Below are 14,247 nucleotides of genomic sequence, written 5' to 3' on the forward strand. Positions count from 1 at the left end.
GCGAGCCCACGACGGACAGCACGTTCTGCAGGTTGGAGGCGAACCCGAACAGCAGGCCCGCGAACGCGGCCCGCACCGGGTCCCACTTGCCGAAGATCACCGCGGCGAGCGCGATGTAGCCGGCGCCGCCGGTCATGTTCTCGCCGAACTGGCTGAGGTAGACGGTGGTGTAGAACGCACCACCGAGCCCGGCCACAGCACCCGCGACGAGCACCGCGTTGTACCGGGTGCGCACCACGTCGATGCCGACGGTGTCGGCGGCCTTCGGGTGCTCGCCCACCGAGCGCAGCCGCAGACCCCAGCGGGTCCGGTTCAGCGCGTACCAGACCGCCGGGACGGCGAAGAACATCAGGTAGATCAGCAGCGGCTGGTCGAACAGGACCGGGCCGAGCACGGGGATGTCCGACAGCACCGGGATCGGGATCGACGAGAACCGCGTGGTCGAGTTGAGCGTCGCGGCGTCGGCCTGCAGCACCTGCGAGTAGAGGAAGCTGGTCAGCCCGACCACCAGGACGTTCAGGACCACACCCACGATCACCTGGTTCACGTGGTACGTGATCGCGAACAGGCCGAGCACGAGCGACACGAGCGCGCCGGCGAGCACCGCAGCGGCCAGGCCGATCAGTGCGCTGTTCGTCACCGAGGACACGATGCCCGCCGTGAACGCCGCGCCGAGCAGCTGCGACTCGATCGCGATGTTGATCACGCCCGCGCGCTCGCCGATCACGCCGCCCAGCGCGCCGTACACGAACGGCACCGACCACAGCACGGCGCCGCCGAGCAGGCCCACCACCGACAGGTCGCGCGGGCTGCCCGCCCCGGCCCAGGCCAGGAAGCCGGTGAGGCCGGCGAAGGCGAACACCGCCACGAGCCACAGCGGTGTCCTGGTCCTGCGCGCGGTGAGCACGACGGCGGCCGCGGTCACGGCGAGCAGCACGACCGCGCACACCCAGGCGAGCGGTGCGGCCGGGACCACGATCACCGGGATCTGGAAGAAGTCCCCGCGCTGCGACAGCAGGAACCGCGTGTCGCCCGAGTGCGGGACCGCGATGAGCAGCAGCGCGTACAGCGCCGTGACGGTCAGCAGCACGCCCGCCGACTTCCAGGACACGACGGTCACGGTGCGCGTCGTCTCCGACAGCGGCGCGTCGAGCTGAGTCGTGGTGTGGTCGGCGCTCACGCTGCCGCCTCCTTCCGGTTCCGGTTCGCCTTCTTCTTCGGTGCCCGACGCCGGTTCGGGTCCGGCAGCCGGAAGATCGCCCGGACCAGCGGCGGCGCCGCGATGAACAGCACGATGAGGGACTGGACCACGAGCACGATGTCGCTCGGGATGCCCTGGGAGGCCTGCATGGTGGACCCGCCCGCCTTGAACGCGCCGAACAGGATGCCGGCCGCGAGCACGCCCCACGGGTTGGACCCGCCGAGCAGGGCGACGGTGATGGCGTCGAACCCGATGCCCGCGTCGATGTCCGAGCTGAAGCCCGTCGTGACGCCGCCCAGCACCTGCGAAGCACCTGCCAGGCCGACGAGGCCACCGGCCACGAGCATGGCGTTGACCGTGGCGCGGCCCGTGTCGATCCCGGCCACCCGGGCCGCGCGGGGGTTCTCCCCGACGGCCCGGAACGCGAAGCCCGTCGACGACCGGCTCAGCAGCCACCACACGAACACGACCGCGAGGAGTGCCAGCACGAACCCCCAGTGGAGGTTGAACCGATCGCCCACCAGCGGCGGAAGCTGTGCGGACTCCGCGGTCGGCGGCGTCTTCGGGTTGGACGACCCGGGCGCCTGCAGCAGCCCCGGCGTCGCCAGCAGGTAGGAGATCAGGTAGAACGCCACGTAGTTGAGCATGATCGTGACGATCACCTCGTGCGCACCGGTGCGTGCTTTGAGCAGGCCCGCCAGGCCGGCCCACAGCGCGCCCGCCGCCATACCGGCCACGAGCGCCATCAGCAGGTGCAGCGGGAACGGCACGCCGCTCACGCCGAAGCCGACCCAGCCCGCCGCCGCTGCCGCCACGAGCATCTGCCCCTGGCCACCGATGTTGAACAGGCCGGCCCGGAAGGCGAGCGCCACGCCCAGGCCCGCCGCGATGAGCGGCGTCGCATAGTTGAGCGTCTGGGTGAGGGGGTGGATCGCGGTCGCGAAGTCCTCCGCCCGCAGGTTGACCACCGAGCCGCGGAACAGCGCCGAGTACGCGCCGCCGATCGCCTGGCCGAGGGCGACGAACGTGTCGGTGGGCCGCGCGAAGAAGTACGTCGCGGCGGCCTTCACCTCCTCGTCCGTGAAGGCGATCATGATCGAGCCTGCGACGATGGCGAGCAGCACGGCGCCGACGGACACGGTCCACGGGCTGCTCATCGTCTGGTGCAGGGCCTTGGCCAGACGGTCCGCGGTGTCGACGGCGCCGTCGCCCACCGGTCCGCCGGCCTCGCGGGCCCGCTCCTGCTCCAGCTCCTCGGCGGTGCCTGGATCGAGACCGGGCTCCTGGTCGGGCGCGCTCACGCTGACGCCTCCTTCGTCTCTTCGGGGGAGATCCCCGCCATCATCAGGCCCAGCACGTCGCGCGGGGTGTCGGCGGGCACGATGCCCACCACCTTGCCGCGGTACATCACCATGATGCGGTCGGCCAGGGCCACCGCCTCGTCCAGCTCCGTGGAGACCACGACCACGGGGACGCCTGCGTCGCGGGTGGCGATGATCCGCTTGTGGATGAACTCGATGGAGCCGACGTCCACGCCGCGCGTCGGCTGCGCGGCGACGAACAGGCGCAGGTCGCGCGACAGCTCGCGCGCGAGCACCACCTTCTGCTGGTTACCGCCCGACAGGCGCCCCACCGGTGTGGTGATGCCCTGCGTCCGGACGTCGAACTCGGCGATCTTCTCGTGGGCGAACCGGTCGCGGAAGCCGCGCTGCAGCGCACCGCGGCGCACGAACGGCGGACCGTCGGAGCGGTCGAGCATCAAGTTCTCCGCGATGGTGAACTCGGCGACCAGCCCGTCGTACGTGCGGTCCTCGGGGACGAATCCCACGCCCTCGTCGAGGATCGCGCGGACCGAGCGGCCCACGATCTCCTTGCCGTCGAGCGTGACGCTCCCGGACACGTCGTCCTGCAGGCCCAGCAGTGCCTCCGTCAGCTCGGTCTGGCCGTTGCCCTGGACGCCCGCGACGACGAGCACCTCGCCGCCGTGCACCTCGAAGTCCACGCCGTCGACCACCACGGTGCCGCTCGCCTCGGTGATGACCAGGTCGGTGACCTTGAGCCCGTTGTCGTGCAGAGTGGGCTGCTCCTTCTGCACCGTCAGCTCCACGGAGCGGCCCACCATGAGCGAGGCGAGCTCGCCGTCCGACGCCGTGGGCAGGGCCTCGCCCACCACCTTGCCGTGGCGGATCACCGTGATGCGGTCCGCGACCTCGCGCACCTCACGCAGCTTGTGGGTGATGAAGACGATCGCGGAGCCCTCGTCGCGCAGCTGGCGCATGATCGCCATCAGCTCGTCGGTCTCCTGCGGTGTCAGCACGGCCGTCGGCTCGTCGAAGACCAGCACGTCGGCGTTCCGGGAGAGCGCCTTGATGATCTCGACGCGCTGCTGCACACCCACCGGCAGGTCCTCGACCACGGCGTCGGGGTCCACGTGGAAGCCGAAGCGGGCCGAGATCTCCTTCACCTGCGCGCGGGCCGCCTCCAGGTCGAGGCGCCCGCCGCCGCGGGTCTGCTCGTGGCCGAGCATGACGTTCTCCGCGACGGTGAAGACGGGGACGAGCATGAAGTGCTGGTGCACCATGCCGATGCCCGCACCCATCGCGTCGCCCGGTCCGGAGAAGTGCTGGACCACGCCGTCCAGCAGGATCTCGCCCTCGTCCGCCTGGTACAGGCCGTAGAGCACGTTCATCAGGGTGGACTTGCCAGCCCCGTTCTCGCCGAGGAGCGAGTGGATCTCGCCTGGCTGGACGACCAGGTCGATATGGTCGTTCGCGACGAGCGCGCCGAAGCGCTTGGTGATGCCGCGCAGCTCGAGCCGCATGAATGTCCTTCCCGAGGAGGGTCCTGCTCATAACAGGTCCCGGGGCGCACGGTTCGACCCGTGCCCCCCGGGACCATCTTGCGTCACTGCTCGGTCATCGACCGGGCGAATCACTCGGCCAGGTAGGACTCCACCTCGACCTCACCCGCGATGATCGACTCCTTGAGGCCCTGGACCTCTTCCCACAGGGCCGGGTCCACCTTGTCCTCGAAGTTGTGCAGCGGCGCGATGTCCACTCCACCGTTCTCGAGGGTGCCGACGTACGGCGTCGGGTCGAACTCACCGTTGCCCGAGGCCACGACGGCCTCCTTGGCGGAGACGTCCATCCGCTTCAGGACCGACGTGAGCACCACGTCCTGCGTGGTCGGGTCGGTCTCGAAGAAGTCGGCGTCCGCACCGATGATCGCGACGTCCTTGCCGGAGTCGGCGATCGCGTCCATGGCGCCCTGGTAGATCGGGCCGCCCACGGGGAACAGGACGTCGACGCCCTGGTCGATGATGTTCTTAGCGGTGGTCTTCGCCGCCGGGTCGGCAGCGAAGCTACCCGTGAAGGAGCCCTTCTCGCCGTCCCAGCCGACCAGCTCGACCTTCTCGCCCTTGGTCTCGTTGTAGTAGTCGATGCCCTGCTTGAAACCATCCATGAAGATGGTGACGGTCGGGAACTCCTGACCACCGTAGGTACCGACCTTGTCGGCCTCCGAGTACCCGGCGGCCAGGTAGCCCGCGAGGAACGCGCCCTGCGCGGTGTCGTAGAGGATCGGCTTGATGTTCTCCGAGTCGGCCTCACCGTCGAAGTCCGCGTCGGCGGCGTCGTCGATGATGATGTAGTCGATCTCAGGGTTGGCCTTCGCCGACTCGATGGTCGTCGCGGACAGCGCGAAGCCGACCGTGACGATGGCGTCGCAGCCCTCGGCCACGAGCGACTCGACGTTGCCCTTGTAGTCGCTCTCCGACGCCGACTCGACCTCGTGCGCCGTCGTATCAAGCTCCTCGGCGGCAGCAGTGACGCCCTCGTAGCTGAGCTGGTTGAAGCTCTTGTCGTCGAACCCACCCTGGTCCGAGACGATGCAGGGCTTGAAGTCACTGGTGGCGGCGTCGCCACCACCAGTGGTCTCCTCGGGGGCGGCTCCGCACGCCGAGAGCGCGAGAGCCGCTGCTCCCGCAAGGGCGGTCAGCCGAACAGCCTTCTTCACTGGTGCTCCTTCAGATGGTCCAGACGAGCCCTAGTCAATCAGACCGGGGCCCTATACCGCACCGAGGGTAGCCAGCGCATCCCGCATTTCGCGTTTCGAGACGGTAACCGGAGTAAGTCGTTACCGAAGCGTCATAGACAGGAACATCCAGCGGTCAGCTCGCCGCAAACTGGGCAAGAGCCCGCACACCGACCCCGATCGCCCGCTCGTCGACCACCAGGTCGCCCTGGTGCAGGTCATAGGTGCGGCCCCCGGGCGTGCGCACGCCGAGGCGGGCCATGGTGCCCGGTACCTTCCGCAGGAACCAGGCGAAGTCCTCGCCACCCATGGACTGCTCGGTCAGCTGGACGGCATCGGGCCCCACGGCGTCGCGGACCGCGTCCTCGAGGTCGCAGGTGGCCGCCGCCTGGTTCTCGACCGGCGGCACGCCGTGCGTCACGGTCACCGACACGCTGACCTGGTACGGCGCGACGATCTGCTCGACCGCCTCGCGCACCAGCTCGCCCGCCTTCTCCCAGGCCCGCACGTCGAGGCAGCGCAGCGTGCCCTTGACGATGCCGGTGGACGGGATCGCGTTGGGCGTCGAGCCCGCCTGGACCGCACCCCAGGTCAGGTTCACGCCGGAACGCGGGTCGAGCCGGCGCCCCAGCACGCCCGGGGTCTGGGTGATGATCTGGCCGAGCGCGAAGACGACGTCACCCGTGAGGTGCGGGCGCGAGGTGTGCCCGCCGGGGGACGCGACGGTCACCATGACCGAGTCGCTGGCGGAGGTGATCGGCCCGATGCGGGTGCCGACGTGCCCGACGTCGAACTTCGGGTCACAGTGCAGCGCCGCCATGCGGTCGACGCCCTCGAGCTCCGAGGTGCGGTTGATGATGTCCTCGGCGCCGCCGGGGAACACCTCCTCGGCCGGCTGGAAGAAGAGGCGGACACCGCGCCGCAGCCGCCCCTCCTCGGCCAGGCGCGCGAGCACGAGGCCCGCACCGAGCACCACGGTGGTGTGCACGTCGTGCCCGCAGGCGTGCGCGACGCCCGGCTCGGTCGAGGCGAACTCCACACCGCTGGTCTCCTGCAGCGGGAGGGCGTCGAGGTCGGCACGCAGGCCGACTCGGCCCTCACCGTTCGGACCGTGGTCGGGACCGATGTCGCAGACCAGTCCGGAACCGATCGGGAGCAGGCGCGGCTCGAGGCCCGCGGCCCGCAGCCGCTCGGCGACGGCGTGCGTGGTGCGGGTCTCCTTGCGGGACAGCTCGGGGTGGGCGTGCACGTCGCGGCGGAACGCGATGAGCTCGGGGTCCAGGACCTCGGCCAGCTCGCCCACGCGGGCAGCCAGGCCTGCGACGACCTCCGTCGCGTTCCCTGCGGGCACGTCACCCACCGGCATCTGGTCGTTCGAAACGATCAGATCGAAGTCGGCGAGATTGACGGGCGGCTGGGTCGGGTTCACCCGACCACGGTATCGCCGTCCGGCCCGCGAGACACGGCGGCAGACAATCCGTCCCACGATGCGGACATGACTGTCCGACGGTGCGCCCGAGGACGGGTCAGAGGAGGTCCTCGCGGCCGCGCTCCCTGACCGCCGCCACCACGTTCTTCACCTGCTGCGCGCGGGCGCGCGTGGTGACCAGCAGCGCGTCCGGCGTGTCGACGACGACCACGTCGTCCAGCCCCAGCACCGTCACCAGCCGGCCCGACGCCGGGACCACCACCGAGCCGGCGCTGTCGATGCGCAGCACGTCGGCCGGGTCGCCGAGCACCTTGGCGCCGCTGTCGTCGTCGGACGGCAGGAGGACCGCGAGCGAGTTGTAGTCCCCGACGTCGTCCCAGCCGAACGTGCCCGGCACGACGGCGACGCCGCCGGCCGCCGCGACCGGCTCGGCCACCGCGTGGTCGATGGCGATCTTCTCGAGGCCGGGCCACACGTCGGCCAGCACCGCCGCCCGGCGCGGGGTGTCCCACGCGTCCGCGACGAGCCGCAGGGAGTCGTGCAGCTCGGGCCGCTGCTCGGCGAGGTGCCCCAGCAGCACCGAGGTGCGCGAGACGAACATGCCCGCGTTCCACCGGTACTCGCCGGACGCGAGGTAGACCAGCGCCGTCGCGGCGTCGGGCTTCTCCGTGAACCCCCGCACGTGCAGCGTGTGCGGCGCCTCCTCGACCCCGAGCGGCTCGCCGGAACGCACGTAGCCGAAGGCCACCGACGGGCGCGAGGCGGCGATCCCGACCGTCGTCACGTAGCCGGCACGCGCGGCGGCTACGGCCTCACGGACCGCCAGCTCGAACGCGCGCGTGCCATGAATCACATGGTCCGCCGCGAACGACCCGATGACGACGTCGCCGTGGCGCTTCTCCAGCACGGCGGCGGCCAGGCCGATCGCCGCCATGGAGTCGCGCGGCGACGGCTCGGCGAGCACGGCGTCGTCGGCGAGGCCGGGGAGCTGCGCGCGGCAGGCCGCCACGTGCTGCTCGCCGGTGACCAGGATGACGCCGTCGGCCCCGGCCAGCGGACGCAGCCGGTGCTCGGTGGCCTGCAGCAACGACATGCCGGAACCGACGAGGTCGTGCAGGAACTTGGGCTCCCCGCCACGCGAGAGCGGCCAGAGCCGGGTGCCGGACCCACCGGCGGGTACCACTGCGAAGAAGTCGTCGATCGGGGACGATGGGGCGGCGGCCGAAGTCATGCCCCGCAGGATGTCAGTCGGACGGAGTTCTCGCAGCCATAGCAGCCCGGGCCGAGCCCTGGCGGAGAGCGGGATCCGGTAGCAACGCACGGGCAACCTGACGGGTGCCCGAAGCGGCGACATCTCCCCTGTGGGATCAGTCACAAATGCCGCGTCTTGATGCCCGTACGGGCTGCCGGGCGGCGATCGAGGCGACCAGTTGTCATTACAGTGGGGACCAGCCACCCCCCAGCCGGACAGCCATAGGAGGCTCCCGAAGTGCCCACCGCACCAGCAGGCACGTTATACCGCGGCCGTGAAGGCATGTGGTCATGGGTCGCGCACCGCGTGACCGGCGTGCTGATCTTCTTCTTCTTGCTCGTGCACGTGCTCGACACAGCGCTGGTGCGCGTGTCCCCCGAGGCGTACAACGCAGCGATCAGCACCTACCAGACCGAGATCATGGGGCTGGGCGAGGCCGGGCTCGTGGCCGCGATCGTCTTCCACGCGTTCAACGGCATCCGCATCCTCCTGGTGGACTTCTGGGCCAAGGGCCCCAAGTACCAGAAGACGATGCTCTGGGTGGTCGTCGGTCTCTTCGTCGTGACGATGGCGGGCTTCCTGCCGCGGCACCTCATCAACGTCTTCACCGGGGGTCACTGATGGCACACGGAACCGCAGCGGTGGCCAAGGTCGCTACCCCCCGCTCCCCGTACGAGCGGCGCAGGACGACGCGCGGCAACTACGAGCTCTACTCCTGGGTCTTCATGCGGGCGTCCGGCGTGGTGCTGCTCGTCCTCATCTTCGGCCACCTGTTCGTCAACCTGATGGTGGGCGAGGGCGTGCACGCCATCGACTTCGCCTTCGTGGCCGGCAAGTGGGCGAACCCGATGTGGCAGGTCTGGGACCTGCTCATGCTGTGGCTCGCCATGATCCACGGCACCAACGGCGTGCGCACGATCATCAACGACTACGCCACCCGGGACCTGACGCGCGGCATCCTCAAGGGCCTGCTGTACCTGGCGTTCACCGTCGTGGTCGTGCTCGGCACCCTCGTGATCTTCACGTTCGAAGCGTGCCCGACCGACGCGCCCGCAGAGCTGCTCGCCTCCTTCTGCACGGCCTAGCACCAGCACGTCCCGCCCCACACACCGAAACTCTTCAGCAGGAGGCATCGAGCCCGATGCAGACCCATCAGTACGACGTTGTCATCGTCGGCGCCGGCGGCGCCGGGATGCGCGCCGCCCTCGAGTCGTCCAAGGAGGCCCGCACCGCGGTGATCTCCAAGCTGTACCCCACCCGCTCCCACACCGGTGCCGCCCAGGGCGGTATGGCGGCAGCCCTCGCGAACGTCGAGGACGACAACTGGGAGTGGCACACGTTCGACACCGTCAAGGGCGGTGACTACCTCGTCGACCAGGACGCGGCCGAGATCCTCGCCCGGGAGGCGATCGAGTCGGTCCTCGACCTGGAGCGGATGGGCCTCCCGTTCAACCGCACCCCCGAGGGCAAGATCGACCAGCGCCGCTTCGGCGGGCACACCCGCGACCACGGCCAGTCCGCGGTGCGCCGCGCGTGCTACGCCGCCGACCGCACCGGCCACATGATCCTCCAGACGCTCTACCAGAACTGCGTCAAGCAGGACGTGGAGTTCTTCAACGAGTTCTACGTGCTGGACCTCATCACGGACCACGACCTCACCACCGAGGAGATCGCGGCCGGCGAGGAGGTCAACGCGACCGGCGTCGTCGCCTACGACCTGGCGACCGGCGAGCTGCACGTGTTCCAGGCCAAGTCGATCATCTTCGCCACCGGCGGTGCCGGGAAGATCTTCAAGACCACCTCGAACGCGCACACCCTGACCGGTGACGGCATGGCCCTGGCGTACCGCCGTGGGCTGCCGCTGGAGGACATGGAGTTCTTCCAGTTCCACCCCACGGGCCTCGCGGGGCTGGGCATCCTCCTGTCGGAGGCGGCTCGCGGCGAGGGCGGCATCCTGCGCAACTCCGAGGGCGAACGCTTCATGGAGCGCTACGCACCCACGATCAAGGACCTCGCACCCCGTGACATCGTGGCGCGGTCCATGGCGAACGAGGTGCGCGAGGGCAGGGGCGCCGGTCCGAACAAGGACTACGTGCTGCTCGACCTGACGCACCTGGAGCCCGCGCACATCGACGCCAAGCTCCCGGACATCACCGAGTTCGCGCGCACCTACCTCGGCATCGAGCCCTACACGGAGCCGGTGCCCGTGTACCCCACCGCGCACTACGCGATGGGCGGCGTGCCGACCAACGTCAAGGGCGAGGTGCTCCGCGACGGCGTCAACGTGGTCAAGGGCCTCTACGCCGCCGGCGAGGTCGCCTGCGTGTCCGTGCACGGCTCCAACCGGCTCGGCACCAACTCGCTGCTCGACATCAACGTGTTCGGCAAGCGTTCCGGCCGGGCCGCCGCCGAGTACGCCAAGACGGCGGAGTTCCACGAGCTGCCCGAGGACCCGACGGTCCGCGTGATCGCGCAGCTCGACGAGATGCGTAACCGGCCCGACGGCGAGCGGGTGGCCGACATCCGCAAGGCGCTCCAGGACACCATGGACCTCAACGCCCAGGTGTTCCGTACGGGCGACTCGCTGAACGAGGCCCTCTCCGACATCCGTGCCCTGCAGAAGCGTTACCGCAACGCGTCGGTGCAGGACAAGGGCAAGCTCTTCAACACCGACCTCCTCGAGGCCATCGAGCTGGGCTTCCTGCTCGACATCGCCGAGGTCACCGTGGTCGCGGCCATCAACCGCAAGGAGTCCCGCGGCGGGCACTACCGCGAGGACTACCCGAACCGCGACGACGCCCACTACATGCTGCACACGATGGCCTACCGCCGCCCGCCCGAGGCGTCGGACCAGGCCGAGGGTCACGTCGAGGGCTACTTCGACCACGTCGAGGAGTTCGACGGCTACAAGGTCGTCCTGGGCTCCAAGCCCGTTGTCCAGACCCGGTACGAGCCGATGGAGCGTAAGTACTGATGACTGCCACACTCGAAGCCGCCGCACCGTCCGCCGCCGGCGAGATCCCCTCGTTCACGGTCACGCTGCGGGTCCGGCGGTTCAACCCTGAGGTGTCCGAGGAGGCCACCTGGGAGGACTTCACGGTCGAGGCCCACGGCACCGACCGGGTGCTGGACGCCCTGCACAAGATCAAGTGGGACATGGACGGTTCGCTCACGTTCCGCCGGTCCTGCGCGCACGGCGTCTGCGGTTCGGACGCGGTGCGGATCAACGGCCGCAACCGTCTGGCCTGCAAGACGCTGCTCAAGGACGTCAACCCTGACAAGCCGATCACCGTCGAGCCCATCAAGGGCCTGCCCGTGATCAAGGACCTCGTCGTGGACATGGAGCCGTTCTTCGCGTCCTACCGCGAGATCATGCCGTTCCTCATTACCACGGGGAACGAGCCGTCCAAGGAGCGCTACCAGTCCCCCGAGGACCGCGCCCGGTTCGACGACACCACCAAGTGCATCCTGTGCGCCGCGTGCACCTCGTCGTGCCCGGTGTTCTGGACGGACGGCCAGTACTTCGGCCCGGCCGCGATCGTGAACGCGCACCGCTTCATCTTCGACAGCCGTGACGAGGGTGGCTCGCAGCGCCTGGAGATCCTCAACGACAAGGAGGGCGTGTGGCGCTGCCGCACGACCTTCAACTGCACCGAGGCCTGCCCCCGGGGCATCGAGGTGACGAAGGCGATCCAAGAGGTCAAGCGCGCCATGATCACCCGGGCGTTCTGAGCTCTTCGTCCGACCCCGCCGAGGGCGGAAGGTGGCCGTGGCTACCTTCCGCCCTCGGTGCTTCTGTCGGCGACCGCCATCCAGGCGCACGCCACGAGCAGGACGCGGGCCAGGAGGTTGACCAGGAGCAGCAGCGTCACCACCACGGCGAAGGACGCCAGCAGCGCGTTGCGGGTGGCGATGCCCGCGATCACCTCGGTGCCGAGGAAGCGGAGCCCGCCGGCCACGATGCCGACGCCCAGGGACCCGATCAGCAGGTCCCGCCGGGCCGGGCGGACCTCGCCCACGTACCGGATCACCGCGGCGACCAGGACCGTGTCGAGCAGCGTCGTCAGCACGAGGCCGATCCCGCGAACCATCCCGCCGACGCCCTCCCCCAGGCCCACGAGCTCCAGGAGCCAGGGCACCGCCGTGGACACCGCAACGCTCGCGGCCGCCGTGACCAGCACGCCGACGCCGAGCAGCGCGAACCCGAGGAGCTGCCGCAGCCGGTCGGTCAGGGGGTTGCCCTCGCCGTCGGTCTCGTCGAACATCGCACGGACCGACGTGCGCAGAGCACCCATGAAGTTGGTGGCGGACCAGAGCAGCACCACTGCCGCGACGATCGACGTCCAGCTCAGGCCCGAGGAGAGCACGAGGTCGGAGGGCGCCAGCACGCCGCCTTCGCCGGTGTCCACGAGGCCCGGCACCCAGGTGTCGATCTGCGCCAGCACGGCGTCGCGCAGCCCGAGGTCACCGCCGAGCGCGCGCGCGAACACGGTGTAGCCGATGGTGAGGGCGGCGAACAGGGAGAACAGTGCGGCATACGCCATCCCGCCGCACAGCACGGACCCGCCGGCCGTGTTGTACCGGTTGAGCGTGCGGCCGGCACGGGTGACCTCCCAGCGCGCCCAGGCCGCCTGCCCGAGCTCGATCAGCCGCTTCACCCGGTCGACACTAGACGGGAGCGGCCCGCTCAGCCCAGCGGGAACGCCGCCTGGGGCCGCCAGATGCCGTCGTCGCCGTGCTCGTACTGGTAGAACCGGTCGACGTCGAACTCGGCGGAGTAGTCCGACATCGCGTCGAACGCCTTGTCGAGGGCCGCGTCGGGCACCTCGTGCGCGATGGTGACGTGCGGGTGGTAGTTGAACCGCAGCTCGCCGTCCAGGATCCCGGACCGCACGCTCGACTCGAGCTGCTCGCACTCGGAGATGCCCTGCGCCAGCGCCACGAACACCACCGGCGAGACCGGCCGGAACGTGGCGGTACCGCGCAGCTGGACCGTGAACGGCGGCGCCGAGGCGGCCACGGCGGCCAGGTGGTCGCGCGCCTCGGCGAGCCGCCCCGCGTCGAGCAGGGTGGGCCCCAGCAGCGTGATGTGCGGGGGGATGAAGTCCGCGAGCGGGTCCTCGGCCGCCACCCGCGCCGCGCTCAGCTCGGCGGCGTAAGGTTCCGGGATCTCGATGGCGATCCCGATGCGAACCTGGCCGGGTCCCCGCTCGGGGAGGTTCACCGGTCGCCTCGTGCGGGGAGCAGTCCGAACCGCTCGTACATCCGGTTCAGCACGGGACGGGCGATGGCACGCGCACGGTCCGCGCCGTCGGCCAGCACGCGGTCCAGCTCCGCCGGGTCCGCGAGGTAGGTGTTCGCCCGGGCCTGGAACGGCTCGAGGAAGGCGACGACGGCGTCGGCCAGGTCCACCTTGAGGTAGCCGTACCCGCGGCCGTCGTACTCCTTGGCGATCTCGTCGAGGTCCCGACCGGTCACGGCCGAGAAGATGGTCAGCAGGTTCGAGATGCCCGGCTTCTCGACCGGGTCGAAGCGCACGCCGTACGACTCGTCGGCGTCCGTCACCGCCGACTTGATGGCCTTGACCGCCTTCTTCGGGTCCTCCAGCAGCCAGACGACGCCCTTGCCGCCCGCGCTGGACTTGCTCATCTTGGCGCTCGGGTCCTGCAGGTCCTGGATCTTCGCGACGGCCTTGACGATGTGCGCGTCCGGCACCACGGCGGTGCCCTCCCCGAAGCGGCCGTTCAGCCGCGCCGCGAGGTCCCTGGTGAGCTCCAGGTGCTGGCGCTGGTCCTCGCCCACGGGGACCAGGCCCGCGTCGTACAGCATGATGTCGGCCGCCATCAGCACGGGATAGGTGAAGAGCCCGACCGTGGTGCCCTCGCTGCCCTGCTTCGCCGACTTGTCCTTGAACTGCGTCATGCGCCCGGCCTCGCCGAACCCCGTCTGACAGCTCAGCAGCCACGCCAGCTCGGCATGGGCGGCCACGTGGGACTGCACGAACAGGATGGACCGCTCGGGGTCGATGCCCCCGGCGAGGTACTGCGCGGCGGTCCGGCGGGTGCGCTCACGCAGCACGGCCGGGTCGGGGCTCACCGTGAGCGCGTGCAGGTCGACGACGCAGTAGAGCGCGTCGTAGGAGTCCTGCAGCGCGATCCACTGGGACAGCGCACCGATGTAGTTGCCCAGGTGGAGTGACCCGTCGGTGGGCTGCATCCCGGAAAATATGCGCTTCCGGGTGGGGCGGTGGGCAGCAGTCCCGGTGCTCACCGCGGTCGAGGTTTCGGACGACATGGCGAACATTCTGGCAGGTCCGTGCGCGGGCACCGAATC

The 14,247-nt window shown here is 70.0% G+C and carries 12 protein-coding genes and 1 pseudogene; 4 read left to right on the forward strand and 9 right to left on the reverse strand.

Annotated elements, in window-relative coordinates:
* Positions 1-7: 7 nt before the first annotated feature.
* The 6 genes and pseudogenes from ACFSL2_RS11175 to ACFSL2_RS11200 all read right to left on the reverse strand — a co-directional run.
* A pseudogene (locus ACFSL2_RS11175) lies at positions 8-1,180 on the reverse strand (ABC transporter permease); the annotation flags it as partial.
* Positions 1,177-2,502: an ABC transporter permease gene (locus tag ACFSL2_RS11180; protein ID WP_377197930.1), complete on the reverse strand. Its 1,326-nt coding sequence runs from the start codon at positions 2,500-2,502 to the stop codon at positions 1,177-1,179. The pseudogene ACFSL2_RS11175 and the gene ACFSL2_RS11180, both read right to left, overlap by 4 nt.
* A complete protein-coding gene (locus tag ACFSL2_RS11185; protein WP_377197931.1) occupies positions 2,499-4,022 on the reverse strand; it encodes an ABC transporter ATP-binding protein in 1,524 nt (507 codons plus the stop codon). Before ACFSL2_RS11185 ends, ACFSL2_RS11180 begins: the two co-directional genes overlap by 4 nt.
* 110 nt (positions 4,023-4,132) lie before the next feature.
* A complete protein-coding gene (locus tag ACFSL2_RS11190; protein WP_377197932.1) occupies positions 4,133-5,215 on the reverse strand; it encodes a BMP family lipoprotein in 1,083 nt (360 codons plus the stop codon).
* A 154-nt stretch (positions 5,216-5,369) separates the two neighbouring features.
* Complete coding sequence (locus ACFSL2_RS11195; RefSeq protein ID WP_377200808.1) at positions 5,370-6,599, reverse strand: amidohydrolase; 1,230 nt, start codon at positions 6,597-6,599, stop codon at positions 5,370-5,372.
* A gap of 160 nt (positions 6,600-6,759) precedes the next feature.
* Entirely contained in the window at positions 6,760-7,893 is a 1,134-nt protein-coding gene (locus ACFSL2_RS11200; protein WP_377197933.1) for a mannose-1-phosphate guanylyltransferase, read from the reverse strand.
* A gap of 258 nt (positions 7,894-8,151) precedes the next feature.
* Between ACFSL2_RS11200 and sdhC the strand changes: the two genes are divergently transcribed.
* The 4 genes from sdhC to ACFSL2_RS11220 are packed head-to-tail and all read left to right on the forward strand — an operon-like array spanning position 8,152 to position 11,646.
* Complete coding sequence (sdhC, locus tag ACFSL2_RS11205) at positions 8,152-8,535, forward strand: succinate dehydrogenase, cytochrome b556 subunit (RefSeq protein ID WP_357466149.1); 384 nt, start codon at positions 8,152-8,154, stop codon at positions 8,533-8,535.
* Positions 8,535-8,999 carry a succinate dehydrogenase hydrophobic membrane anchor subunit gene (locus tag ACFSL2_RS11210; protein WP_377197934.1) on the forward strand — a complete coding sequence of 155 codons (465 nt, stop codon included), beginning with the start codon at positions 8,535-8,537 and terminating at the stop codon, positions 8,997-8,999. Before sdhC ends, ACFSL2_RS11210 begins: the two co-directional genes overlap by 1 nt.
* A gap of 56 nt (positions 9,000-9,055) precedes the next feature.
* Positions 9,056-10,888: a succinate dehydrogenase flavoprotein subunit gene (sdhA, locus tag ACFSL2_RS11215; RefSeq protein ID WP_377197935.1), complete on the forward strand. Its 1,833-nt coding sequence runs from the start codon at positions 9,056-9,058 to the stop codon at positions 10,886-10,888.
* Positions 10,888-11,646 (forward strand): succinate dehydrogenase iron-sulfur subunit, encoded by a 759-nt coding sequence (locus tag ACFSL2_RS11220; RefSeq protein WP_377197936.1) that lies wholly within the window; start codon positions 10,888-10,890, stop codon positions 11,644-11,646. The genes sdhA and ACFSL2_RS11220 overlap by 1 nt, the downstream gene beginning before the upstream one ends.
* A gap of 41 nt (positions 11,647-11,687) precedes the next feature.
* On the opposite strand, the gene ACFSL2_RS11225 is transcribed toward ACFSL2_RS11220, so the two are convergent.
* The 3 genes from ACFSL2_RS11225 to trpS are packed head-to-tail and all read right to left on the reverse strand — an operon-like array spanning position 11,688 to position 14,208.
* Positions 11,688-12,572 (reverse strand): YihY/virulence factor BrkB family protein, encoded by an 885-nt coding sequence (locus ACFSL2_RS11225; protein ID WP_377197937.1) that lies wholly within the window; start codon positions 12,570-12,572, stop codon positions 11,688-11,690.
* Between the two features lie 29 nt (positions 12,573-12,601).
* Positions 12,602-13,138, reverse strand: a complete 537-nt coding sequence (locus tag ACFSL2_RS11230) for a 2'-5' RNA ligase family protein (protein WP_377197938.1) — start codon at positions 13,136-13,138, stop codon at positions 12,602-12,604.
* A complete protein-coding gene (gene trpS / locus ACFSL2_RS11235) occupies positions 13,135-14,208 on the reverse strand; it encodes a tryptophan--tRNA ligase (RefSeq protein WP_377197939.1) in 1,074 nt (357 codons plus the stop codon). The genes ACFSL2_RS11230 and trpS overlap by 4 nt, the downstream gene beginning before the upstream one ends.
* Between the last annotated feature and the right edge of the window lie 39 nt (positions 14,209-14,247).

It is taken from the genome of Promicromonospora aerolata (assembly GCF_042682255.1).
GTDB lineage: Bacteria > Actinomycetota > Actinomycetes > Actinomycetales > Cellulomonadaceae > Promicromonospora > Promicromonospora aerolata.

Excerpts from the sequence above, each read along its gene's own strand:
- ACFSL2_RS11185 (WP_377197931.1), bottom strand. The coding sequence starts at position 4,022 with ATGCGGCTCGAGCTGCGCGGCATCACCAAGCGCTTCGGCGCGCTCGTC.
- trpS (WP_377197939.1), bottom strand. The coding sequence starts at position 14,208 with ATGTCGTCCGAAACCTCGACCGCGGTGAGCACCGGGACTGCTGCCCAC.
- ACFSL2_RS11220 (WP_377197936.1), top strand. The coding sequence starts at position 10,888 with ATGACTGCCACACTCGAAGCCGCCGCACCGTCCGCCGCCGGCGAGATC.
- sdhA (WP_377197935.1), top strand. The coding sequence starts at position 9,056 with ATGCAGACCCATCAGTACGACGTTGTCATCGTCGGCGCCGGCGGCGCC.
- ACFSL2_RS11195 (WP_377200808.1), bottom strand. The coding sequence starts at position 6,599 with ATGCCGGTGGGTGACGTGCCCGCAGGGAACGCGACGGAGGTCGTCGCA.
- ACFSL2_RS11210 (WP_377197934.1), top strand. The coding sequence starts at position 8,535 with ATGGCACACGGAACCGCAGCGGTGGCCAAGGTCGCTACCCCCCGCTCC.
- ACFSL2_RS11200 (WP_377197933.1), bottom strand. The coding sequence starts at position 7,893 with ATGACTTCGGCCGCCGCCCCATCGTCCCCGATCGACGACTTCTTCGCA.